A 23,552-nucleotide genomic window follows, 5' to 3' on the forward strand; every position below is an offset into this window, starting at 1 on the left:
AAGGCCAGGCCTTGAGGGGTTTTGGTTTGGTCGAAACAGTTGGTGTCAGGCGTCTTTTTTGACGGGCGCGACACGCAGTTCGAGTTCGCGCAATTGCTGCGGCGAGGCCACGGAAGGCGCGCCCATCAGCAGATCGAATGCCTGCTGGTTCATCGGGAACATGGTGACTTCACGAAGGTTCTTCGCACCCACAAGCAGCATGACCACGCGGTCGATGCCAGCCGCCATGCCGCCATGCGGCGGCGCGCCATACTGGAACGCGCGGTAGAGGCCGCCGAAGCGCTCCTCGACCGTATCGCGCGACAGGCCGACCATCTCGAATGCCTTCACCATGGTTTCGGGCAGATGGTTGCGGATGCCGCCGGATGCGATTTCGAAGCCGTTGCAGACCATGTCGTACTGGAATGCCTTGATGCCGAGCGGCTCTTGCCCGTTCAGCGCATCGATGCCGCCCTGCGGCATGGAGAACGGATTGTGCGCGAAATCGATCTTCTTCTCGTCTTCGTTCCATTCGAAGAACGGGAAATCGACGATCCAGCAAAGCTCGAAACGGTCGCGATCGACGAGGTTCAGTTCCTCGCCCGCGCGGGTGCGCGCTGCACCTGCAAAGGACACGAACTTCTTGGGGTCGCCCGCAACGAAGAACGCCGCGTCGCCATCGCCCAGACCGAGCTGCTGGCGGATCGCTTCGGTGCGTTCCTCGCCGATGTTCTTTGCCAGCGGGCCTGCGCCTTCGATCTTCTCGCCTTCCTTGCGCCAGAAGATGTAGCCGAGGCCCGGCTGTCCCTCGCCCTGCGCCCATGAATTCATACGGTCGCAGAATGCGCGGCTGCCGCCAGTCTTGGCCGGAATGCTCCAGACTTCAGCTTTCGCATCATTTGCGAGGATGTTTGCGAACACTTTGAAGCCCGACTCGCGGAAATGATCGGAAACCTGCTGCATTTCGATCGGGTTGCGCAGGTCCGGCTTGTCGGAGCCGTATTTGCGCATCGCGACATCGTAAGGAATGCGCGGGAATTCCTGCGTCACCGGCTTTCCGGCGGCGAAGGTTTCGAACACGCCGCGCATAACCGGCTCCATCGTGGCCAGCACGTCTTCCTGCTCGACAAAGCTCATTTCGAGGTCGAGCTGGTAGAATTCGCCGGGCAGACGGTCGGCGCGCGGGTCTTCGTCGCGGAAGCAGGGCGCGATCTGGAAATAGCGATCGAAGCCCGACACCATGATGAGCTGCTTGTACTGCTGCGGCGCCTGCGGCAGCGCGTAGAAATTGCCCGGATGGATGCGGCTCGGCACCAGGAAGTCGCGCGCGCCTTCCGGCGAGGATGCCGTCAGGATCGGCGTCGAATATTCGGTGAAGCCGGTTTCGCTCATGCGATTGCGCATTTCCGCGATGATCTTCGTGCGCTGTACGATGTTGCGATGCAGCGTTTCGCGGCGCAGATCGATAAAGCGATACTTCAGGCGAATGTCTTCCGGGTAGTCCGGCTCGCCGAATACCGGCAGCGGCAATTCCTTGGCCGCCGAAAGCACTTCGATCTCGAGCGCGGAAATCTCGATCTCGCCGGTCGGCAGGTTCTTGTTGGCCGTGTCTTCAAGACGCGCCTTGACCTCGCCATCAACGCGGATCACCCATTCGCCGCGCACGGTTTCGGCCACTTTGAAAGCTGGCGAATCCGGATCGGCGACGATCTGCGTCAGGCCGTAATGGTCGCGAATATCGATGAAAAGCAGGCCGCCATGGTCGCGAACGCGATGGACCCAGCCCGACAGGCGAACTTTGGTTCCAACGTCCGATTTTCTCAATTGAGCGCAGTTATGGCTGCGGTAGCGATGCATGGTCATGGGATGTTCCGAATGTGATGGACGGGCCGGATTGATGAGGCCCGGCGCGAATTTGCGCGAAAAACGCATGGGTGCCCGGTTTTGTCAAGGTAAAGCGGCTTGTGGACCAATCCGGGCGGCAATCGAGACTGGCTTATAGTGTCGCAAAAGCCCTATAAAAGACATCCGCCGTTGGCAGTTCGCATTTCATGTCCTCCATCCGCCCGCTCATACCGCTTCTCGTCGCCGCCGGCATATTGCTGGGCGGCAATGGTTTGCAGGGCACGCTGGTTGCGCTGCGCGGCGCATCGGAAGGCTTTGAGGCATCGACCATCGGCTTCATGGGCACCGCCTATTTCGCAGGCTTTCTGCTCGGTTGCATCTTCATCACGCGCATCATGAAATCGGTCGGCCATGTGCGCTCCTTCTCTGCGCTCGCCGCGCTCGCATCCGCCGGAACGCTGATGCTCGTGCTGGTCATCGACCCGCTGATGTGGTCGGTGATCCGCTTCACGACCGGCTTCTGCTTCGCCGGCCTGTTCACCATCATGGAAAGCTGGCTCAATTCCGGCGTCAGCAATAAGGACCGCGCGCGCGTTCTGGCCCTTTATCGCATCGTCGATATCGGCTCTGTCACCGGCGCGCAGTTCCTGATTCCCGTTTTCGGCGCTGGCGGCTTCACGATCTTCGCCATCATGTCGATGATGATTACCGTTTCGCTGGTGCCGGTATCGCTCGGCGACCGCACCAATCCGACGCCGCCCGAAGACGTGAAGCTCGATCTTGGCCGGGTCTGGCGCATTTCGCCGCTTGGCTGCATCGGCTGCGTCGCCGTCGGCGTCACCAACAGCGCCTTCCGCACGCTCTCGCCCGTTTATGCGGAGCAGATCGGCATGTCGGTCACCGATGTCGTGACCTTCGTCAGCGTCGGCATCATCGGCGGCGCGATCATCCAATATCCGCTCGGCTATCTGTCTGATCGTTGGGACCGCCGCAAGGTGCTCTTGGTTACGACCTTCGGCGCACTGCTCGCCGCACTGGCGCTGGTGTTTCTGGCAGGCACCGGAAATCTGGCTAATTTCGTACTGATCTTCATTTTCGGCTCATTCGCCATGCCGCTATTTTCGCTGTCGGCCGCCCATGCCAATGACCGCGCCGACAAGGGCGAATTCGTTCTGGTGAATGCCGCGCTGATGCTTTTCTACTCCTTCGGCGCAATCGGCGGGCCGGTCATCGCCTCCTATTTCATGCAAATATTCGGCCCGTCCGCCCTGTTCAGCTTCACCGCCGCGATCTATCTTATATTCGTCCTGATCACGCTTTATCGCATGCGCACAACGGCTTCCGTGCCGGCAAACAGACGCGGACGCTTCATCGCACTTCTGCGGACATCGACGATTTTCGCCAGGCTGGCGGGCGGCAAAGGCACCAAGAACGACAGAAACACCAATGGACACTGACAGGCACCGCGCTTGACGGATGCCCTTGCTGCTGAAAGGAAAGGTGGAATGTTTCATTTCGCCATCAGAGATTAAATGCACGTCATCACCAAACAGGAAGAGCTCGAAACGGTCATCGCGGCTCTGGCTAAATCCGAATTCGTAACCGTCGATACCGAATTCATTCGCGAAACGACCTTCTGGCCGGAACTGTGCCTGATCCAGATGGCAGCGCCGGGCGTTACCGCGCTCATCGACCCATTGGCTCCGGGGATAAATCTTGCCCCCGTTTTCACGCTGATGGCCGACGAAAAGATCGTGAAGGTTTTTCACGCTGCCCGTCAGGACATCGAAATCATCTTCCATCTGGGCGGGCTTATTCCCCATCCGGTGTTCGATACGCAGGTTGCGGCAATGGTCTGCGGCTTCGGCGACAGTGTTTCCTACGATCAGCTAGTTCAGAAGATCACTGGACAGCAGCTCGACAAGACATCGCGCTTCACCGATTGGCGCCATCGTCCGCTTTCAGACAAGCAGCTTGAATATGCGCTGGCAGACGTCACGCATCTGATCGACGTCTATGAGCGTCTCAAAGGCCAGCTCGAACGCGACAACCGCGCGCATTGGCTGAACGAGGAAATGGAAATCCTCACATCGCGCGACACTTACGATCCGCATCCCGAAGACGCATGGAAGCGCCTGAAGATGCGGCTGCGCAAGCCGCAGGAGCTTGCCGTCGTGCAGGCGCTGGCGGCATGGCGCGAACGCGAGGCACGCGAGCGCAACGTTCCGCGCGGCCGGGTTTTGAAGGACGACGCGATCTATGAAGTCGCCCAGCAACAGCCGCGCGATGCGACCGCCCTTGCCCGCCTGCGCACCGTTCCCAAGGGCTGGGAGCGCTCGTCTACGGCAACAGATCTTCTGGTCGTGGTCAATGCCGCGCTTTCGATTCCCAAAGAACAGATGCCGCGCCTGCCAAGGCAGCAGCAATCGCCTGAAGGATCGAATGCCGCAACTGAAATCCTGAAAGTCCTTCTGCGTTTGATAGCGGAGCAGGAAGGCGTTGCCGCAAAGGTTCTGGCGTCCAGCGACGACATCGATCGCATTGCGGCCGAAGGCGAAAAGGCCGACGTGCCTGCCCTCAATGGCTGGCGCGCGGAGGTGTTTGGGCAGCAGGCGCTAAGGCTTGTGCGCGGAGAGATCGCGATAAAATTCGAGGATCGCAAGATTGTGGTTTTTGAGGTCTGAGGGGTAGCGCCTAGCTTCCCTTATGCTGAGCCTGTCGAAGCACGCACAATCAAACCATTGCGTGTGAATAAAAACTCCAATTTCATGTTTTTTATTCACCCCCTTCATCCCGCACCTATCATCTCCCCCACTGTCTGAGCGGGAAGCCGGTGCGCACCGGGTATCGGTTCAGGCAGCGGTGACCTCCCGCCAACAGCTACGGTAGCTGCTGGACCCGAGGGCATCCGACAGGTCGGCGCGTCGAAGATGCGTTCATCGCAGGAAGTGACAAACCCTGCCGGTGAAACTTCTGAAAGCGTGCGGAAAAACCGCGATGTTTTCCTGCACTATTGAATGCAGGAGACATTGTGCCCGACCAACCGGGTAGCAGACACCGGCGGGGTGCGGACGTCGCGCCACATATATCACTTACTAGGAAGGCACGGCCAAGCGCCCCGCTTCCCGGTTCTTTGACAATAGCCAGACGCGGAAAGCGGGCGTGGCGATGATGAAGTTTGGTCTCAAACCATCCCAAGAAGATGCAGCGCGAACCAAACCCACAAAAGCCCAAGCGACAGGAAACCAACCACAAACAACGGGCGGCGATAGCGCAACCGGTTGATCGTCACATGCACGAAGGCATGCGCGTAGCGCGAAATCACGAAAATCCATGCCAACAGCACCGTGACGTATGAAACGCCATTGGTGACGAACAGGCTGATGCAGACGACGTAAAGCAGCACCGGCAGTTCGAACTGGTTGACGAGATTGTTGTAGGTCGTCGTGCTTTCGGCCGGTTCGGATTTGCGCTCGCGGAACTCTCCAGCCTTAAAGGTTCCAGATCTGAAAGCCGCGAAACGGCGCTTGGAAAGCAGGAAATAAACGAGAAAGACCAGAAGAACCTGTGCCACCACAGGCCAGAAAATTGCGATTGGATTCATATTCTATTCCCTGCCCCTATTTGGCGTATTTTCTACTCGCGAGCAGAAATGCCACGATTACCGTCAGCGGGACAGCATAAAGCGCAAATTTGGTGACGATCAGCCCCGACGCGACCGTCCACGATTCCGGCGTCGCGCTAAGCGGATTGGAGAGTATGCGCGTGACGGCGAAATTCTGGGCGTAGTCAGCCAGAACGCCGGGTGCGGCCAATGCCAAACCGAAACCGTCACGAATGCGCGACGGCAGCTTCTGGAAGCGGGGGAAATTCATGCCCAGCCGGATGATCAGGCTGGCCAGCGCCAGGCCGAACAGAGCGGGAAACAGGAGATCGAAGGTGAGATAGTGCCATACGATCACCGTTTCGCTGCCGCGCGGGCCGAGCGCCGTCGTCCATTCAAAGCCGTCATCGGGCGTAAAGCCCAGCGGGCGCATGTCGACCGACATTATGCCGCCGCTCAAGCTTCGGAAATAGACAAGCTCGAGCAGCGTCATCGCGCAGAACAGAATGCCTGCGCATGTGCACAGCGCTTCGGTATGGCGAAGCACGCGCATGGCGGGCTATCAGGCTCCGCCGGGATAGTTGGGGCTTTCGCGGGTGATCGTCACGTCATGGGCGTGGCTTTCGCGAAGACCGGCATTGGAGATACGCACGAAGGTTGCGCGTTCGCGGAACTCTTCGAGGTTCTTGCCGCCGACATAACCCATCGAAGCCTTCAGGCCGCCTGCAAGCTGGTGCAGAACGCCGGAGACCGGCCCCTTGTAGGGCACCTGGCCTTCGATGCCTTCCGGCACGAGCTTCAGCGTGTCGCGAACTTCCGCCTGGAAATAACGGTCCGCCGAACCGCGCGCCATGGCGCCGACCGAGCCCATGCCGCGATAGGCTTTGAACGAGCGGCCCTGATGCAGATAGACTTCGCCGGGGCTTTCGTCCGTGCCTGCAAGAAGCGAGCCGATCATCGCGGCATTGGCGCCAGCGGCCAGCGCCTTGGCAAGATCGCCCGAATATTTGATGCCGCCATCGGCGATCACCGAGATGCCCGATTTGTGCGCGGTTTCGACTGCCGACATGATGGCCGAAAGCTGCGGAACGCCGACGCCAGCAACGATGCGCGTCGTGCAGATCGAGCCCGGCCCGATGCCGACCTTCACTGCATCCGCACCGGCATCGATAAGCGCCTGCGTACCTGCCGCCGTCGCGACATTGCCCGCCATGATGCGCACCGAATTCGAAAGCTTCTTGGCGCGGGTGACCGCGTCCAGAACGCGCTGCGAATGGCCGTGCGCGGTGTCGATGACGAGCAGATCGACACCTGCATCGATCAGCCGCTCAGCACGCTCGAAACCATCGGCACCGACGCTGGTTGCTGCAGCGGCGCGCAAACGGCCCTGGCTGTCCTTGGTCGCATGCGGGTTGAGCTGCGACTTCTCGATGTCCTTGACGGTGATCAGGCCGACGCAATTGCCGGACGGATCAACCACAAGCAGCTTTTCGATGCGACGCTGGTGCAGCAGGCGCTTGGCTTCTTCCTGATCGACGTTTTCCTTCACCGTGACCAGATTTTCATGCGTCATCAACTCGCTGACGCGCTGTGCGGGATCGGAAGCAAAGCGCACGTCGCGGTTGGTCAGGATACCGATGAGACGGCCCGTCTTCTGGCCGCCCTTGCCGCCGTTTTCGACGACGGGAATGCCGGAAATGCCATGCGTGCGCATTAGCGACTGCGCATCCGCAAGCGTCGCGTCCGGCCCGATCGTGACCGGGTTGATGACCATGCCGGATTCGAATTTCTTGACCTGACGGACCTGCTCGGCCTGTTCGGCGGGGGTGAAATTGCGGTGGATAACGCCAATGCCGCCTGCCTGCGCCATGGCAATCGCCAGACGCGCTTCGGTCACTGTGTCCATGGCGGCCGAGATGATCGGCACGTTCAATTCGATGTCGCCCGCGATCAGCGTATGGATGTCGGTCTCGCCGGGCATGACTTCGGAATGGCCGGGCTGCAGCAGCACGTCATCAAAAGTAAGAGCCAAAGCTCCGGTCGCGGTTTCTATGATCTTTGACATGTGCCAAGCCCCTGGATGCATAAATAAGACGCTTGGCCGAAAGGCTGCGCCGACTCGTATCTTCCCTTTCAGGATTGGCACCGGCTGGTACCACGTCTTTTCGATCATGAAAAGGCGCAGAATCAGCCGTTTTTTTGGTCACGCCCGCGAGGTGCAGACATTGCCATTCAGAGACGAGCCGGAATCGCGGTGTCTAGAGGTCCAGTTGGTAGGTCTCCGGCACATAGCGGAAACCGGTGTCGATCGTCTCGATATAGCCGACCGACGGGAACGGCATATGATAGCCGATGAACGGAATTTTCTCCGAGGCGATCATGCCGAACACTTCCCTGCGGGTCGCGGCGGCCTGCTCCTTGTCCATGTCGAAACGAACATGCCAATCCGGCTTCTGCAGCGAAGCGACATAGTGGTTTGCCGTGTCCGCGGTCAGGACAAGCTTGCGGCCTTCCGATTCGAGCGTGAAGACCAAATGGCCGGGCGTATGCCCATAAGCGGCTTTGGCCGTAATACCCGGAACGACTTCCGTGCCGTCTTCGATGAAGGTCGCCTTTTCGGCCAGCGGCACGATGTTGGCTGCAACTGCCTTGGCATTGCCTTCCGTCGGGCCGCTCGCGCGTTCGGGTGCCGTCCAGAAATCATATTCCAGCTTGCCGAAGATCGGTTTTGCGTTCGCGAAAGCCGGAGAACCGTCCTCCAGAAGGCCGCTGATGTGGTCGCCATGCATATGCGTGATGACGACTGCGGTGACGTCTTCCGGTTTGTAGCCGGATTCTTCCAGGCGCGAACGCAATTGGCCGAGGCCGTTTTCACGCCCGGCTGCGCCAAAACCCGTATCGAAAAGAATGAGGTCCGAACCCGTATTGATGAGAACCGGCGAGAAACCGTTCACGAACCGGTCGGCAGGCAGGAAATTCGCCGCCATAAGCTCGGCAACCGCTTCTGCCGGCTGATCCTCACCAAAGGTCGGATGTGGACCATCGCCCGGGCGAAGTCCGTCCAGTATCGTCGTTACTTCGAACCCGCCAAGCTTGAAGCGGTTGAAGCCGGGATTGCCGACTTTTGTCATCGGAACCTCTGCATGGGCGGCGCGCACCATGATTTGCGGCATTGCCAGCGCAGTCGTTCCGGCGGCACCTAGCTTGAAGAGCGTGCGGCGATCCATTGGTAATTCCATCATTCGTCTCCCTGTGTTTGAGGAGAACATACAAGTGCGGCGACCAGTTCCCACACTTCACCCCTTCAAACATTCGTGAGAAGCCCTCGCAAATCCGGCGAAATGCCAAATCTATCGACAAGAAACGGGATTTGAGCCAAAAGTGGCTACCCCGAAGGTAACATCTTGAACCGCATCGTTCCCCTCATTCTTGCTGTCGCCCTGTTCATGGAAAACATGGACTCGACGGTGATCGCCACTTCGCTGCCAGCAATCGCGCTCGATATCGGCACAAGCCCGGTCGCGCTGAAACTGGCTTTGACGGCCTATCTCGTCTCGCTCGCCATCTTCATCCCGGTAAGCGGCTGGATGGCCGACAAATTCGGTGCGAAGAACGTGTTCCGTATCGCAATCGCCGTATTCGTCGTCGGCTCTATAGCCTGCGCTATGGCCAATTCGCTGGGCGTATTTGTGGTCGCACGGTTCTTTCAGGGCATGGGCGGCGCGATGATGACGCCTGTGGCAAGGCTGGTTCTGGTGCGTGCCACGCCGCGCCGCGAGCTCGTTTCGGCCATGGCATGGCTGACGATACCCGGCCTTATCGGACCGCTCGTCGGGCCACCGGTCGGCGGTTTCATCACCACCTTCATGACCTGGCACTGGATCTTTTTGATCAACGTGCCGATCGGCATTGCAGGCATTCTGCTTGCTACACGCTTTCTGCCCGATGTTCCGGTCGGCGGAAGCGCTCCGCTCGACATGCCCGGATTTCTGCTTTCGGCGATTGCAGCCTCTGGCGTCGTTTTCGGTCTTTCGGTCGTCAGCCTGCCTGCGTTGCCGCCGATAATCGGCATCGCAACCCTGCTGGTGGGGATCGTCTCCGGGGTCATCTATCTGGTGCATGCCAGACGCGCGAAATTCCCGATCCTCAAGCTGCAATTGTTCAAGAACCCGGTGTTCCGCGCGTCAGTCGTCGGCGGCGCAGTGTTCCGCATCGGCAATGGCGCGGTGCCTTTCCTGCTGCCGCTTATGTTCCAGCTCGGTTTCGGCCTCTCGCCCTTTCAATCCGGCATGCTGACATTTGCTTCGGCGGTCGGCGCGCTGGCGATGAAGTTTCTGGCGCCGTTCACGCTGAGAACAGGCGGGTTCCGCACCGTGCTCATCGCATCGTCGATTCTCGCATCCGTCTTCATCGCGGCGAACGGGCTGTTCACACCCTATACGTCGCCCGCAATCATCATTGCGGTGCTGCTGGGTGCTGGCTTCCTTCGCTCGCTGTTCTTCACATCGGCCAATGCGCTGGTTTTTGCCGACATCGAAGACAAGGATGCCAGTCAGGCAACCGCGATTGCAGCCGTTACCCAGCAGATAAGCATCGCACTTGGCGTCGCGCTTGCTGGCGGTCTGCTGGAAGGTCATGCCTATGTGACGGGCGAGCCGATCGGCCTTTCGGCCTTCACCACGGCCTTCTTCTCGGTCGCGGTGGTGACGGCGTTCGCGGCGTTGTCATTTTACCGTCTGCCGGGAGATGCGGGCAGCGAGGTTTCAGGGCATCGGCTGGCCGAGAGCAGCGCCGACGAGCCTTTGCCGCCGACCCGCTAGTTAAGCGGGGCGGCCTTTGAACTCTTTCGCCAGCAGATAAAGCTCGACCGATTCATCGCGCGATGCCGGCGGCTTTACGTGATGCACGGATTTGAAGCTCTTTTTCAGGGCATCGAGAAGCGAGGCTTCCGTGCCGCCTTGAAACGTCTTGACCAGAAAATGCCCACCCGGCTTTAGAACCGACATGGCGAAATCCGCAGCCACTTCGCAAAGATGCATGGTGCGCAGATGGTCGGTGCGGCGATGCCCGGTCGTGGGGGCCGCCATATCGGAAAGCACGATGTCGGGCGCACCGCCCAGTGCGGCCATCAGTTTTTCAGGCGCGTCATCGTCCAGAAAATCCAGAAGCAGGATTTCGGCGCCGGGCACCGGGTCCATTTCAAGATAGTCGATGCCGACGACGGCAGGCTTTTCAGCAGACGAGCCGGTTCGCTCCGCCGCGATCTGGCACCAGCCGCCGGGGGCCGCACCCAGATCGATGATCTTCATGCCCGGCTTCAAAAGCTTGTAGCGATCGTCGATCTCGGACAACTTGTAAGCCGCGCGCGAGCGATAGCCCTCTGCCTTGGAGCGCTGAACGTAAGGATCGTTCATGTGACGCTCGAGCCAGCGGCGCGAGGATTCCTTCAAGCCGCTTTTCTTCTTGATGCGCGTTCTGAGAACACGCGATGAAGCGCCGCCTGTTTTTGTGGGTTTCTTCATTATGGCCGCCTGCCGTTCGATTTGTTTCGCCGCCACACGCCGTCATCCGCCATGAGCTCGCTCAATATGCCCTCACGCAGGCCGCGATCGGCAACCCGCAAACGCTCCGAAGGCCAAACCTGACGGATGGCCTGAAGGATCGCGCAGCCAGCCAATACCAGATCGGCACGATCCGCCCCGATGCAAGGATTGGCGACGCGCTGCTTGAAATCCCATCCGAGCAGTTTTTCGATCATCGCATCGACGCTGGTATTGTCCATCCAGAGCCCATCGACGCGACGCCTGTCATATCGTTCCAGCCCCAGATGCACGCCTGCAAGCGTCGTGACTGTTCCCGATGTGCCCAGAAGATGAAAGCGCTGGCCCGACACCAATTTGCCAAGCCGATCCCGCCCCTCGAAGGCATCGAGCATCGATGCAACATCGTTCACCATCGCGGCGAATATTTCGCGGGTGACGATATTGCCGCCGAATCGCTCGGCCAGCGAGACGACGCCGACCGGCAGCGAGGTCCATGAAACGATATGATCGGCAAGCCGCGACGTGCGGCGTTTGGAAAGGTCGATCAGCGCGATTTCGGAAGAGCCGCCGCCAATGTCGAACAGCACGACGCCGTCCGTATCCCTGTCGACCAGCGAGCCGCAGCCCGAAACCGCAAGCCGCGCTTCCGTCTGCCTGTCGATGATTTCGAGTTTCAGCCCGGCTTCCGTCTCGACGCGCGCAATGAACTCGGCGCCGTTCTCGGCGGAGCGGCATGCCTCGGTCGCGATCAGGCGCGTGCGCGACAATGTACGGCTGCGCAATTTATCGGCGCAAATCTTGAGCGCCTCGACGGCGCGATCCATCGCAGGCTGCGAAAGCCTGCCGCTTGCGGACAAGCCTTCACCCAGCCGCACGATTCGCGAAAAGGCATCGATGACGCGGAACTGACCGGGGCGGCCTGGAATGGCCACCAGCAGGCGGCAATTGTTGGTGCCCAGATCAAGCGCTGCAAAGACCGGCAATTCGTTCTGCGGCGCGCGCCGCAGCGGCAAATCCGGCTGAACGCTACGCGCGGACACCGCGATTTCAGGACGCGCGACGATAGCTGATGCTGAACCATTCGCTGCACCGCCTGCCGCAGCAGCCACAGAATCGCGCGCAAAAACCTTGCGGCCACGCCTGCGCTTGCGGCGTTTCTTTCCTTTTTTGGGGGGCGTATCTGCTCCGGTGGCGTTTCGTCCGGTCAAGAGCGACGGCTCGCCAGCGCCCGCAGATCGACGTTCCTCGCCCTTTTTCGGCAATGGAACGCCCCTTGCTACGCCCGGGTCCGGTACTTTCGCACCGGGTTCCGGATTCTTCACGCTATTCCCTTCCGGCGCCGCGCACGCCATCGAAGGGTGCAGCACAGGCGCCAAATATGTCTCGTTGCCGTGAAGATAGCAGCCTCGCGCCCTTTCACCAATAGAGTAAGATTTGGAAAGCGCCCTCTTTCGCCGCGCTCAGCAACCCTAAAGGTTGAACAGCCAGCTTCGATAAGGCATTGCTGAAACAACGCTGCGATTTCGCGATCGCACGATTCTATCACGTTTCTTTTTGGCCCGTTTCTTTTTCGGCCCGTTCCTCTTTCGGGAAACCGATACAGCAAGCATGGTGAACGCGTTACGATGACATGGAAGGACTTCATCTGGCCGGTAATCGGCCTCTTGGCGGTCGCGGTTTCGGCGTGGCTTCTCTATCACGAATTGCGGGGCATCTCGCTCGACGACGTATGGGACGGCCTCGTAGCGATACCCATGCGCGGCTGGCTGCTTTCGGCACTCGCAGCGATCGCCGCCTATGCCGCACTCGCCGGATATGACCACATCGCCCTCCTCCATATCGGCAAGAAAGTCTCCTGGCCCTTCGTCACCGCCTGCTCCTTCACCACCTACGCCCTTGCCCATAATATCGGCGGCTCTGTCGTTTCGGGCGCGGTGATCCGCTACCGCGCCTATGTCAGCCGCGGGCTTACCGGCCAGGAAGTGGGCGTGCTCGTCGCGATCTGCCTGTTCACATTCCTGCTTTCGACCGTCGTCGTTGGAGCCGTCGTGCTCATTCTCAAGCCGGAACTGATGAGCCGCTTTGCCGATTCGGACCTGATCAGCTTCAATTTCGGACGCGCCGCCGGCTTCCTTCTGCTCGCCCTCGTAATTGCCTATATCTTCGGAAGCTGGCTGCATCTGAAACCCCTGAAGATAAAAAGCTTCCAGATTCACTATCCGGCCCTGCCCATCGTGACGCGGCAGTTGATCATCGGCCCGCTGGAAATCGTGGCTGCCGCCTCGATCATCTATTTCGTGCTTCCAGCGGAGGGAAATCCCGGCTTCCTCATCATTCTCGGCATCTTTCTGGTGTCGTTTTCGGCAGCCCTCATTTCGCATGCGCCGGGCGGGCTTGGCGTCTTCGAAGTCGTATTTCTGATTGGCCTGCCGGAAATGGACCCGGCCTCCGTACTCGCCGCCCTGCTCGTCTTCCGGCTGTTCTACCTTCTGATCCCGTTCGCAATCGCCCTGCTGCTCGTTCTGGTGTTCGAGCGCTCGCAATTCGGACGGCGAAACAGGGTCTGAAATTCACAGCCGTCGAATTTCTTCGCACAGTCTGGAGACGGCTCTTGATCGACCCGATTAATGTGCTAAAAGGCGCCCACGAACGGATGCGGTCCGTGCGCCGAAACGGGTCCAAGCCGCATCAAAGGATTTAACGCAAATCCTTCCTTGTTGGGGAATAGGTTAACGGTAGACCCACGGACTCTGACTCCGTTAGTCCTGGTTCGAATCCAGGTTCCCCAGCCAAGATTTTTTATTTTCAATCCCAATTCAATACAATTTCGGCCACACCTTCGGCGCGCACATAAACAGTCCTGAGGGTCAGAAATAGTCCAACCCATGCCCAGTGACAACGCCCGTTTTCCGAGAGTCAATCCGCGCAAGCTCGCCGTATCAAATTCGATTCCCGGCCATAAAAGAACAAATCACGAACAAATATCTTGATTTTACTAATTTCACCGATTATCCTTTAAATAGGTCTGTGGATAAGCGTCATCACCGAATCAAAATTGCAATCCAACATTGAAACACCAAGAAAAGGATAAGATGATACTTAATCAGTTTCGCATTCAGGATTTTGTTTATGAAAAAAACAATTCATTTTCGGCGAGTAGAGTGGTTCAACCCACAGAATACAGATAATGTTGTTTCTCTTTTAAGAATTGTTTTAGAGGCGCGTCCGCATATAGAAAATACTCGCTACGTGATTGCTCACGAAACTTGTGAACTCCGCCACAGAAACGATCTTGGCGATCGCATCTGCTTGCATTTCTCAACTCATGTAAACGGCGCGCGAAAAGGCGTAACGCCACAAGCGCAAGGCGTGGTAAATGGAGATCTTGCTGACGCGCCAGCACCAGAGGGCGCAGAGTTTACGGAACGCGAGATTGCAGTAGTAGTGGGGCAAGACTCTATTGGATTTGTATCGCATGGGATTGTGCATCCTAAATTCGTGGAAAGAGCCATCCGAGGTCTGCTAGCTTTGGAACATGAGCCTGCAATTACCAACCGGTTTACGTTAGCCGCTCGAGCTGATCCAGAAGTCTTGCGGCAACTCTTAGACGAAGGGGTGCATTTTCTTGATCTAGGCCTAACCCTTGCCCATGCAGAGGCTGTTCAGCAAATTGAAGGGCAACCACAATCTTTGCAAAGCTATCTCGCACAGAGCGTGAAGGCCGCGATTTCCGCCCGCTTTCATGATGAGTTTACGGACAACGAAGTAGAGCGCCTATCCATGGCGGATACGCATCTTGTTTTGAATTTCAAGAAAAGCGCAGCACTAGATCAAATCGAAAGCCTAACAGCAATTGCAACTGAAGCAATAGAAGGAAACGACGACTTTAAGATAAAAACTCTTAGAGGGAATGACTTTACTCGCGACCAGCTTTTACTCCGAAGCACCTACACTCAACCTGGGGGACCAGCGTTCCTTAGCTATACACTCGCCTGGAATAATGCGGTCAACTTTCTGAACGACGTTCAATGAGTGACTTAAAAAGAAAAATTTCTTACGGGAGAATATTATATGCCATTTTTGGCATAATAATTTCTGCATTCCTAGGGTATTATTTTTCTGATCGCCTCGAAAACAAGGCAGACGCACTTTCTTATATAGCAACCGTATTTTCAATCTTAGCCGGCGTCATAATTGCTATTATATCCATACTAGGAGAACCGACCATGATACTAGAAAGCTCATGGCGGAAAGATTTCATCGCAGCAAGAGAAACACAAAGGAAACTTCATCGACATACAGATATTTTTATCTTATACGTTATATTACTAGCATTTCTTTTTGTTTTTTCTTTATCTCAGCAAAATGATAAATACTATAAATACATTCAGTTTGTTTGCTTTTTTCTTACTTGCTTTTCATTTTGGATTTCTTTGAGCTTACCAAGCTCACTAAAGGAAATTCAAAAGAAACGAATGGAAGATGCGATTTCCGCCAAGAAAACGGCCAGCTAAAAATGATGTTCCGTCCATAAGTATGGCCTTCGGATGGATCGATTAGCAACATGCCTACCCCCCACTTACACTGACCATGCAAATTGACGCCAACGGCCTTTCCTATGGATGCTGCTTGTTGTTGAAACCACCAAAGAACAGGAAACCATGCAGTCTTTTGTTTTCAACACAACGAAGTCGCTTGTTTTTCGAAATGGTGCTGCCGCGCAGCTAGCCGAAGTCGCAGGGGCTGTTTTGGGGGCGCGGGTTTTGGTCGTGACTGACCCGGGTTTGCGCGGGCTTGGGCTTTGCGATCCGGCAATTGCTTCGCTCGAGGGTGCGGGCGTCGAGGTGACGGTGTTCGACAAGGTCGAGGCGGACCCTTCTCAGGCGACGCTTATGGAGGCGGTCGCGGCTGGGCGGGCGCTGGGTGCTACCGGTATCGTCGGTTTCGGCGGAGGTTCGTCGCTTGACGTTGCCAAGCTTGCGGCGCTGCTGCTCGGTTCGGGCGAAGAGCTCGATGCTGCATGGGGCGTTGGCAATGCGAAGGGGCCGCGCCTTCCGCTGGTTCTGGTGCCGACGACTGCCGGAACCGGTTCGGAGGTCACGCCGGTTTCGATCATCACCGTTGGCGAGGAAGAAAAGCGCGGCGTGTCGAGCGCGCTCATTCTGCCCGATATTGCCGTGCTGGATGCGGATTTGACGCTCGGCCTGCCGCCTGCGATCACCGCCGCGACGGGCGTCGATGCGATGGTTCACGCGATCGAGGCCTATGCATCCGTCAATGCCAACAACAATCCGCTATCGAAAATGCTGGCGCGGGAAGCGTTGCGGCTTCTTGGTGCCAACATCGAAGCCGCCGTTTCGAACGGCAAGAATGTCGAAGCACGATCGGCCATGCTGCTCGGCTCGATGCTGGCCGGGCAAGCATTTGCCAATTCGCCGGTCGCGGCGGTGCATGCGCTGGCCTATCCGATCGGCGGCACGTTCCATATCCCGCACGGGCTTTCCAACGCGCTCGTTCTGCCGCATGTGCTGCGCTTCAATGCGCCTGCGGCCAGTGCGATCTATGCCGAAATCGCCGCCGACGCCTTTCCCGAACTTGCCGAGATCGGCACGCAAGGCCGCTGCGATGCCTTCATTACGGCACTGGAAAGACTGGCCCTGAAGCTGAACATGCCGACGCGCCTGCGCGATGTGGATATTCCCGAAGATGCCTTGCCGAAGATGGCCGCGGACGCCATGAAACAGGGCCGGCTTCTGGTCAACAATCCGCGCCCGGTGACGGAAGAAGACGCGCTTTCCATCTATAAGGCGGCATGGTGATGGCAGAGCGCACGCCGCCGGGAACGCGCGCCGATTACATCACCTTTCGCGAAATCCCCACGCGCTGGATGGACAATGACGTCTATGGCCATCTGAACAATGTGGTCCATTACTCACTGTTCGATACTGCCGTGAATGGCTGGTTGATCGAGCACGGCCTGCTCGACCCGCGCAACAGCGCCCAACGCGGCCTCGTCGCCGAAACCGGCTGCCGCTACCATGCGGAAATCAAATTTCCAGACATGGTCAGCGCCGGATTGCGCGTTGCGCGGCTTGGCTCATCTTCAGTGCGCTACGAGATCGGCCTGTTCCGCAATGATGACGACAAGGCTTCGGCGGAAGGGTTTTTCGTGCATGTCTATGTCAACGCCGCCACGCATCGGCCCTCGCCTCTCGCCGCGCCGCTAAGGGCCGCGCTGGAGACGCTTGTGAAAAGCTAGGCGGCGTCGGTCTTTTGAAGGAGTGACGGCACGGTCACGAACGCCTTTAGCGGGAGATGATCGGATGCGACGCGCGCAAGCGGGCTGTCATGCGCCTGCACCGCCGATATCATGCCCTCGCGGTTTGCGATGATACGGTCGAGCGCCAGAACCGGCAGGCTGGCGGGGAATGTCGGCACGGCGGGCGGTAAAGGGCCGAATGTATCGCGCAATGTGTTGAGCGAGGAGCGATCTCCAAGACGCCACTCGTTCAAATCTCCAAGAAGTAGGGTCGGCTTTTCCTCGCGGCTGTCGATGATGTCCATCATGACGCGTGCCTGCTGGGCACGTGAGCGTCTCAGCAGGCCTAGATGCGCGGCGATGATCCTGATGACGCTGCCTTCTTCCAGATCGATTTCGGCGACGATGGCACCGCGCGGCTCAAGCCCCGGCAGTTTGATCTGGTGAACGTCGCGCACCACGCCCTGCTTGAAAAGCAGGACATTGCCATGCCAGCCATGGCCCTTGACGTTTCCCGAAATCGGCACCGGCACCAGTCCGGTTTCACGCTCCAGACGGGCCATGTTCAAAAGGCCCTCACGCTCGCCGAAACGCTTGTCGGCTTCCTGCAGCGCGATGACATCCGCGCCGATTTCACCAATGACGGTGCCTATCCGTTCAGGATCGAACTTGCCGTCTGCGCCGACGCATTTGTGGATGTTGTAGGACGCAACAAGGGTTTCCGTAGAATGCGGTTTTCGGGAGATGGTCCCTTCCCCGCGCTCATGTCTTTTCCGAATGGAAGCAATGATGCTTGCCGGGAGGCTGGGCTGCTTTTTGCGCATACGTTCCGCTGATGATCCTCTTTGTGCGTAAAGCCAACCGCTGGCGTCCAAGATAGTGTCGAACGGCACGCTGTCAAAGGTAAGGCGAACCGAGCCACAAAATCTTGTCGATGAGCCGCGCGATGAAGGGCCGCGCGCGCAAATCTTCAAGTTTTACTGGCACGGCAGTCGCGATTGCGTTGCCGATTCTATCATCGATTTTCGTTGCGAACTCGGCATCGAGAACTTCCAGATCGACCTCGAAGTTCAGCCTCAGCGAACGCGGATCGAGATTGGACGAGCCGACATAGGCCCAGGTGCCATCGACTGCCAGCAGCTTGGAATGGTCGAACGGCCCTGACGCGCGCCAGATGCGGCAGTAATTCTTCAAAATCTGATCGAACTGGGCCGTCATCGCGCGATCGACAAGCACGAGATTGTTGACGGCGGGAACCACGACATCGATTTCCACGCCACGCCGCGCCGCCGTTATCAGCGCGCTGATCAGTTCGCGGTCCGGCAGAAAATAGGGCGACATGATGCGGATGGATTTGCGCGCGATGGAAAACGCACCGATCAGCATCTTGTGGTTCGTCTCGTTGCTGGCATCTGGCCCGGATGAAACCGCGCGGATGAGCATCGGGCCATCCGGCTCATAGGGCGGCGTTTCGATCTGCCACGCCTCGCCTCTCAGAACTTCTTTCTTGGTGAAGCGCCAATCCGATGCGGCAATCGAAAACAGGTCGGCGACGACAGGGCCGGACACCCTGAAATGCGTATCATGCGCATAGGAATCTCCAGAGAACTCCTCGGTGAACCCTTTGCGGATGTTCATTCCGCCGGTGAAGGCGACACGGCCATCCACGATCAGGATTTTTCTATGGGTCCGCAAATTCGCATAGGGAAGCCGAAGGCCGATGATGATGTTGCCGTTGAAGACGCTTGCCGGCACATCTCCCTTGCGCAAGCGGCCAAGAATACTCGGCACCGAGTATCGCGCGCCGACCGAATCGATAAGCACCCGAACCTCCACGCCCCGCGCCACTGCCGCAGCAAGGCAATCGGCGACACGGCGACCGATGTCGTCATTGTCGAAAATGTAGGTTTCGAGCAGCACACTGCGTTGCGCCGCTTCGATCGCGGCACACATTTCAGAGTAGGCTTCATCGCCGGTTTTCAGCGTGACGATCGAATTTCCCGATGTCAGGGCATTGCGCGTAACCCTGTCGCCCAGGATTTTCATGGCCAGAAACTGCTGGCCGAAGCGCTCTCGGACAAGCTGCTCCGGCACGTCGTATCGCTCCAGATGCGCCAGGGTGTCATCGCCTAAAGCAGACCGTTGCAGCGTGATCGTGGCGCGCCTTATGCGGTTCACACCGGCAACGGCATAGATGAGCGCCCCGACGACCGGCGAAAGGAGAATGACGCCGACCCAGCCAAGGGCGGTGCGAACCTCCTCCTTGGTCATGGTCGCGTGGACGGCTGCTGCGGTCGCCATCAGCACCGAAATCACAGCAAGGATATGTGGCCAGTAAGCGGAGATCGTCTGGAACATGGTTCGGACTATCTAGCGACACACAGCGGAACGCAATTGATTGCAACCTCCAGCCGCGTCACGCAGCCATAAAATCATGCGGCGTGATGCCGAAAAAAATCGATGCGCCGACAAGCGGATAAGAAACCGTGATTTCCTGCTGCAGCCTGACCTTGGGTGATCAAGGAGGGGCAGGAAGTGCGCGCGATGCATCAGATAGAATTTTGAGACATTCGGTAATATTTATAACCGCATGATATATATGGATATTTTTTAAATTCGTCTCATTATGAGACAACCTGATCACATGTATCCGTTACATTTTGGCGTTGTAACCAGTTGATCAGACAACCCAACTGCTATAACTTGACAATCACAGTTAACTTTAAATCGCAATCGTGGTGGGGACAGCCGCGCACGATCGGTTGTTAAGTTGAAATCAACCCAAGATTTTTCAAAACGGGGCGACAGCCGTTTCCCCGAAAGCAATGTCTTTCGCCAAAAACATGACAAATCAGAATCAGGTTGTAGCGGAACAGGCAACGTTCCGAAGCTTCGCAAACAGCTATCTACGCGAGATGGACCCCGGCATTCCGGTGTTTCACCGTGTAGATGGAACGAATGTCGATTGCGTGGAACTCACGCTGCCGACGCGCAACACAGTGCTTCGCATAGAGCTCAAATCCAGATCGCTTTGCGGAATGCATCTTTTCGGACGGATATGGCAGCGCGGACGAACGGAACCCGCATGGCGCGAGATCGAGCCGATTGCCGTCTGTTATCTGCTCATTCAGGCGGCCGGGGACAGCATGCGGCGCTCCGGCGAGCAGCGTCATAGCGAACTCGAACTGTTCGAGCGCGTGCTGCAAAGCTATCAGGCGACCAAGCGCTATCTCGATGCCACTGCGGGATCGCCGCAGAGCGGCTTCATTGGCGGCGAGCAGTCGCTCTATTTCGGGCATCCTTTGCACCCCACTCCGAAAAGCCTTCAAGGCATGACGAGCTGGCAGCAGGTCGCCTACGCGCCGGAGCTGCGCGGCGATTTTCAGCTCACCTATTTTGCGGCCAAGGCAGAAATCGTCCGGCAGGATTCAGCAGACGTTCCCACCCGATCGATCGTTGAATCGCTGCTCGGCGAGGAGATCGGCAAATTTGCGCTGACTGATGACGAAGCCCTCATCCCCATGCATCCCCTGCAGGCGGAAGCCCTGATGCTCACCCCGAATGTGCGGGCGCTTTGCGCATCGGGCGCGCTTCGCCATCTCGGACCGGCAGGCCCGCGCTTTATGGCGACATCCTCGGTGAGGACCGTATTCAGCCCGGATGCCGCCTGGATGCCAAAATTCTCCCTGCCGGTGCGCATCACCAATTCGCAGCGGCTGAACCGCAAGCATGAGCTCGATGCCGGTGTGGCCGTCGCGCGGCTGTTCGCACGCGCCGGGATGAACGATCTGGACCCTCGCCTCGGCTTCCTTCACGACAGCGCCTACGTCACGCTTGAAATGCCGGGACAGGATGAAAGCGGATTCGAGGTGATTTTCCGTGAGAACCCGTTGCGCGATGGTTTCGAAGAAACGACGATTACCGTTTCGGCTCTGACGGCAGAGCCGTTGCCCGGCGAGAAATCTCGGCTGGAAAGCCTTGTCCGGCGCGTGGCCCGCGAGCAGGATGTACTTCCGCGCGAAGCCTGCCGCAGATGGTTCGAAGCCTATCTCGATTGCGCTCTCGACCCTCTGGTACGGCTTTACGACAAGTTCGGCGTAGCGCTGGAAGCGCATCAGCAAAACAGCCTGCTCGACATTTCCCAAGGGCTTCCGCGCAAATATTTCTACCGCGACAGCCAAGGCTTCTACCTGTCGAACAATTTCAAGGCGCGTTGGTGCACATTGCTGCCCGAACTGACGCAAACGCGCGAACTTTTCTTTGATGATCGCGAAATTCGCGAGCGCTTTTCATATTATCTCATCGTCAATCAGATCTTCTCGGTCATCGCGCGTGCCGGTCATGACGGGTTGACGCGCGAGGCCGATCTGATCGCGATCCTTCGTTTGCGTCTGGCCAAACTGGCCAGAGAACTGAGCGGCGGCGGTCGCGATTTTGCATCCGGCCTACTGAACAGACCGAGCATCACCGCGAAAGCCAATCTCGCAATACGCCTCAAGAATGTCGATGAACTCGCGGCGGGCGGCCACACGCTTTACACGCAAATTCCAAATCCGCTGAGCGGCGGCGGATTGGCGCTCGTGACGGAGGCTGCCCATGCCCTTGCCTCTTGATCGTCATGGCGACCCTGAATTGCGGATCATCCGGCAGCTCGTCGAGGCTGCGATTTATGAAGGCCTTGTCGATCATGTCGCCTCTGCCCAAGATCGCGGCACGCTTTTCGAATGGGGCCAAGCCGATGCCTCGTTTCGCTGCGAGGGCCGGATCGGCGCATTCGGCCGGATCAGAATTCGTCCCGAAACGATTGAACAGCAGGCGGGCAACAACTGGGTCCGCCCTGCTATCGGCGATCTGGTCTCAAGCCTAAAAGGCTCGGCAGAACATCGCGCACAATTGCTGTTCGAGCTGGAACAGACGCTGGGTTTCACCGCCTGGAACAACGACAATCTGCCGCCTCGCCTGCGGCGCGACCTGCCCTTTGCGCAATTGGATGCCGGGCTTGACGAAGGACACCCCTACCACCCCTGCTTCAAGGCGCGCACCGGCTTTACGCATGAAGATCATGCGGCTTACGGCCCTGAGGCCGGCAACTCCTTCCAGTTGATCTGGCTTGCGGTGTCGCGCGCGTATTTGCATTCGGCGCTTCCCCTTCCCGAAAGGGAGTTCTGGATAGCCGAACTTGGTGCCGAGACTTACGCGCTTCTGGACGGCCGCCGCCGCGAATGCTGCGACGATGCCACGAAATTCGGCCTGCTGCCGCTGCATCCGTGGCAATGGCAAGCGCTTCAGAATTCCGGGCTATCGAATTGGATCAGTGATGGCTCGGCGCATTTTCTGGGAACGGCGGGTGATCGCTACATTGCCAGCCAGTCTGTGCGCACCCTGTTCAACATCGACCATCCCGAATGCGCCAATATCAAACTGCCGATGAACCTTGTGAATTCATCGGCAAAACGCATCATCGAGCCATATTCCGTGTGCACGGCACCTGTGCTTACGGACTGGCTGAACGACCTCGTCTCCGACGATCCGCTTTTTTCGGAGCGCTATCCGCTGACCATTCTCGGTGAATATGCCGGTGTCATCGCTGATCGGGACGGCCCGCTCGCCGGTGAACTCGCGGTGATCTGGCGCGAAAGCGTGGATAGCTATCTCAAGCCCGGCGAAGCCGCCGTGCCGCTGAACGCGCTGATGATGGTGGAGCATGATGGCAGGCCGTTCATCGCGGACTGGATCGAACGCCATGAACTGGATAGGTGGACGGATCAACTCATCGAAACGGTTGCCATGCCGATATGGCATCTGCTGGTCGCGCATGGTTTTGCCACGGAATCGCACGGCCAGAATCTTGTCCTGATCCATCGCGATGGCTGGCCGGTGCGGCTGGCATTGCGCGATTTCCACGACAGTCTCGAATATGCGCCGGATTTCCTTCGCGATCCCGGCAAGGTGCCGGATTTCGTCGCGCTTAACCCGGCCTATGCCAAGGCAGAACCCAACGAATTCTACTGGATGGAAAGCGTCGAACTGCTGGGCGAATTGGTGATCGACGCGCTGTTCATCTACAATCTGGCCGAGATTTCGCATCTGCTCGACCATTGCTACGGGCTTGATGAAGCCGTCTTCTGGGCAAATGTTTCCAGACGCTTGAGCGTCTACGCCGACGAACATGGTCTGGCGGAGCGCCAGAACCAGCTCGGCCATTCCAAACCGCGCATTTTCACGGAATCCCTGCTGACGCGAAAGCTCCGCGCGCCGGGCACGATATGCGCTCACGAAATCCCCAACAGTCTTTCGGTTGCCGCCTAATCTCAGGAGTGCA

19 protein-coding genes and 1 tRNA gene are annotated in these 23,552 nt (G+C 58.1%); 11 read left to right on the top strand and 9 right to left on the bottom strand.

The features are described 5' to 3' along the window. Positions 1–45: 45 nt before the first annotated feature. The gene (gene aspS / locus ABFT80_RS07480) at positions 46–1,836 is read right to left on the bottom strand and encodes an aspartate--tRNA ligase (RefSeq protein ID WP_347971396.1); all 1,791 of its coding nucleotides are present in this window, start codon (positions 1,834–1,836) and stop codon (positions 46–48) included. A 194-nt stretch (positions 1,837–2,030) separates the two neighbouring features. Between aspS and ABFT80_RS07485 the strand changes: the two genes are divergently transcribed. Both ABFT80_RS07485 and rnd read left to right on the top strand, forming a co-directional pair. Beyond that, positions 2,031–3,281 carry an MFS transporter gene (locus ABFT80_RS07485; RefSeq protein WP_347971245.1) on the top strand — a complete coding sequence of 417 codons (1,251 nt, stop codon included), beginning with the start codon at positions 2,031–2,033 and terminating at the stop codon, positions 3,279–3,281. Positions 3,282–3,356: 75 nt separating this feature from the next. Next, positions 3,357–4,508 (top strand): ribonuclease D, encoded by a 1,152-nt coding sequence (gene rnd / locus ABFT80_RS07490; RefSeq protein WP_347971246.1) that lies wholly within the window; start codon positions 3,357–3,359, stop codon positions 4,506–4,508. Positions 4,509–5,008: 500 nt separating this feature from the next. On the opposite strand, the gene ABFT80_RS07495 is transcribed toward rnd, so the two are convergent. From ABFT80_RS07495 to ABFT80_RS07510, 4 genes are all read right to left on the bottom strand, one after another. Next, the gene (locus ABFT80_RS07495; RefSeq protein ID WP_347971247.1) at positions 5,009–5,428 is read right to left on the bottom strand and encodes an MAPEG family protein; all 420 of its coding nucleotides are present in this window, start codon (positions 5,426–5,428) and stop codon (positions 5,009–5,011) included. A 16-nt stretch (positions 5,429–5,444) separates the two neighbouring features. Further along, on the bottom strand, positions 5,445–5,981 hold the full coding sequence (locus ABFT80_RS07500) for a hypothetical protein (RefSeq protein ID WP_347971248.1): 537 nt from the start codon (positions 5,979–5,981) through the stop codon (positions 5,445–5,447). A gap of 9 nt (positions 5,982–5,990) precedes the next feature. Beyond that, complete coding sequence (guaB, locus tag ABFT80_RS07505) at positions 5,991–7,493, bottom strand: IMP dehydrogenase (RefSeq protein ID WP_347971249.1); 1,503 nt, start codon at positions 7,491–7,493, stop codon at positions 5,991–5,993. 193 nt (positions 7,494–7,686) lie between these two features. Continuing rightward, positions 7,687–8,667 carry an MBL fold metallo-hydrolase gene (locus ABFT80_RS07510; protein WP_347971397.1) on the bottom strand — a complete coding sequence of 327 codons (981 nt, stop codon included), beginning with the start codon at positions 8,665–8,667 and terminating at the stop codon, positions 7,687–7,689. Positions 8,668–8,832: 165 nt separating this feature from the next. Between ABFT80_RS07510 and ABFT80_RS07515 the strand changes: the two genes are divergently transcribed. Then, on the top strand, positions 8,833–10,248 hold the full coding sequence (locus ABFT80_RS07515) for an MFS transporter (protein WP_347971250.1): 1,416 nt from the start codon (positions 8,833–8,835) through the stop codon (positions 10,246–10,248). Here ABFT80_RS07515 and ABFT80_RS07520 read toward each other — a convergent pair whose 3' ends face one another. Together ABFT80_RS07520 and ABFT80_RS07525 are read right to left on the bottom strand one after the other, a co-directional pair. Continuing rightward, complete coding sequence (locus ABFT80_RS07520; protein WP_347971398.1) at positions 10,249–10,953, bottom strand: RlmE family RNA methyltransferase; 705 nt, start codon at positions 10,951–10,953, stop codon at positions 10,249–10,251. Next, positions 10,950–12,323, bottom strand: coding sequence for a Ppx/GppA phosphatase family protein (locus ABFT80_RS07525; protein WP_455189898.1), 1,374 nt, complete (start codon positions 12,321–12,323; stop codon positions 10,950–10,952). The genes ABFT80_RS07520 and ABFT80_RS07525 overlap by 4 nt, the downstream gene beginning before the upstream one ends. 273 nt (positions 12,324–12,596) lie before the next feature. On the opposite strand from ABFT80_RS07525, the gene ABFT80_RS07530 reads away from it, so the two are divergent. The 6 genes from ABFT80_RS07530 (at position 12,597) to ABFT80_RS07555 (ending at position 17,230) form a co-directional block, all read left to right on the top strand. After that, the gene (locus ABFT80_RS07530; RefSeq protein ID WP_347971252.1) at positions 12,597–13,538 is read left to right on the top strand and encodes a lysylphosphatidylglycerol synthase domain-containing protein; all 942 of its coding nucleotides are present in this window, start codon (positions 12,597–12,599) and stop codon (positions 13,536–13,538) included. A 151-nt stretch (positions 13,539–13,689) separates the two neighbouring features. Then, positions 13,690–13,763 (top strand) — tRNA-Gln (locus ABFT80_RS07535). A gap of 337 nt (positions 13,764–14,100) precedes the next feature. Beyond that, positions 14,101–15,003, top strand: a complete 903-nt coding sequence (locus tag ABFT80_RS07540; protein WP_347971253.1) for a hypothetical protein — start codon at positions 14,101–14,103, stop codon at positions 15,001–15,003. After that, positions 15,000–15,485: a hypothetical protein gene (locus tag ABFT80_RS07545; RefSeq protein WP_347971254.1), complete on the top strand. Its 486-nt coding sequence runs from the start codon at positions 15,000–15,002 to the stop codon at positions 15,483–15,485. The genes ABFT80_RS07540 and ABFT80_RS07545 overlap by 4 nt, the downstream gene beginning before the upstream one ends. Positions 15,486–15,632: 147 nt before the next feature. Then, a complete protein-coding gene (locus ABFT80_RS07550; protein ID WP_347971255.1) occupies positions 15,633–16,790 on the top strand; it encodes an iron-containing alcohol dehydrogenase in 1,158 nt (385 codons plus the stop codon). Beyond that, positions 16,790–17,230, top strand: coding sequence for an acyl-CoA thioesterase (locus ABFT80_RS07555; RefSeq protein ID WP_347971256.1), 441 nt, complete (start codon positions 16,790–16,792; stop codon positions 17,228–17,230). The genes ABFT80_RS07550 and ABFT80_RS07555 overlap by 1 nt, the downstream gene beginning before the upstream one ends. On the opposite strand, the gene ABFT80_RS07560 is transcribed toward ABFT80_RS07555, so the two are convergent. Both ABFT80_RS07560 and ABFT80_RS07565 read right to left on the bottom strand, forming a co-directional pair. Next, positions 17,227–18,054: an endonuclease/exonuclease/phosphatase family protein gene (locus ABFT80_RS07560; RefSeq protein ID WP_347971257.1), complete on the bottom strand. Its 828-nt coding sequence runs from the start codon at positions 18,052–18,054 to the stop codon at positions 17,227–17,229. The two genes, ABFT80_RS07555 and ABFT80_RS07560, sit on opposite strands and share 4 nt — an antisense overlap. A gap of 73 nt (positions 18,055–18,127) precedes the next feature. After that, positions 18,128–19,588, bottom strand: coding sequence for a phospholipase D-like domain-containing protein (locus ABFT80_RS07565; protein WP_347971258.1), 1,461 nt, complete (start codon positions 19,586–19,588; stop codon positions 18,128–18,130). 485 nt (positions 19,589–20,073) lie between these two features. On the opposite strand from ABFT80_RS07565, the gene ABFT80_RS07570 reads away from it, so the two are divergent. Then, positions 20,074–21,843, top strand: a complete 1,770-nt coding sequence (locus tag ABFT80_RS07570; RefSeq protein ID WP_347971259.1) for an IucA/IucC family protein — start codon at positions 20,074–20,076, stop codon at positions 21,841–21,843. Then, positions 21,827–23,539 carry an IucA/IucC family protein gene (locus tag ABFT80_RS07575; RefSeq protein ID WP_347971260.1) on the top strand — a complete coding sequence of 571 codons (1,713 nt, stop codon included), beginning with the start codon at positions 21,827–21,829 and terminating at the stop codon, positions 23,537–23,539. The genes ABFT80_RS07570 and ABFT80_RS07575 overlap by 17 nt, the downstream gene beginning before the upstream one ends. Positions 23,540–23,552: the final 13 nt, after the last annotated feature.

It is taken from the genome of Foliimonas ilicis (assembly GCF_039939195.1).
Taxonomy (GTDB): Bacteria; Pseudomonadota; Alphaproteobacteria; order Rhizobiales; family Rhizobiaceae; genus Foliimonas; species Foliimonas ilicis.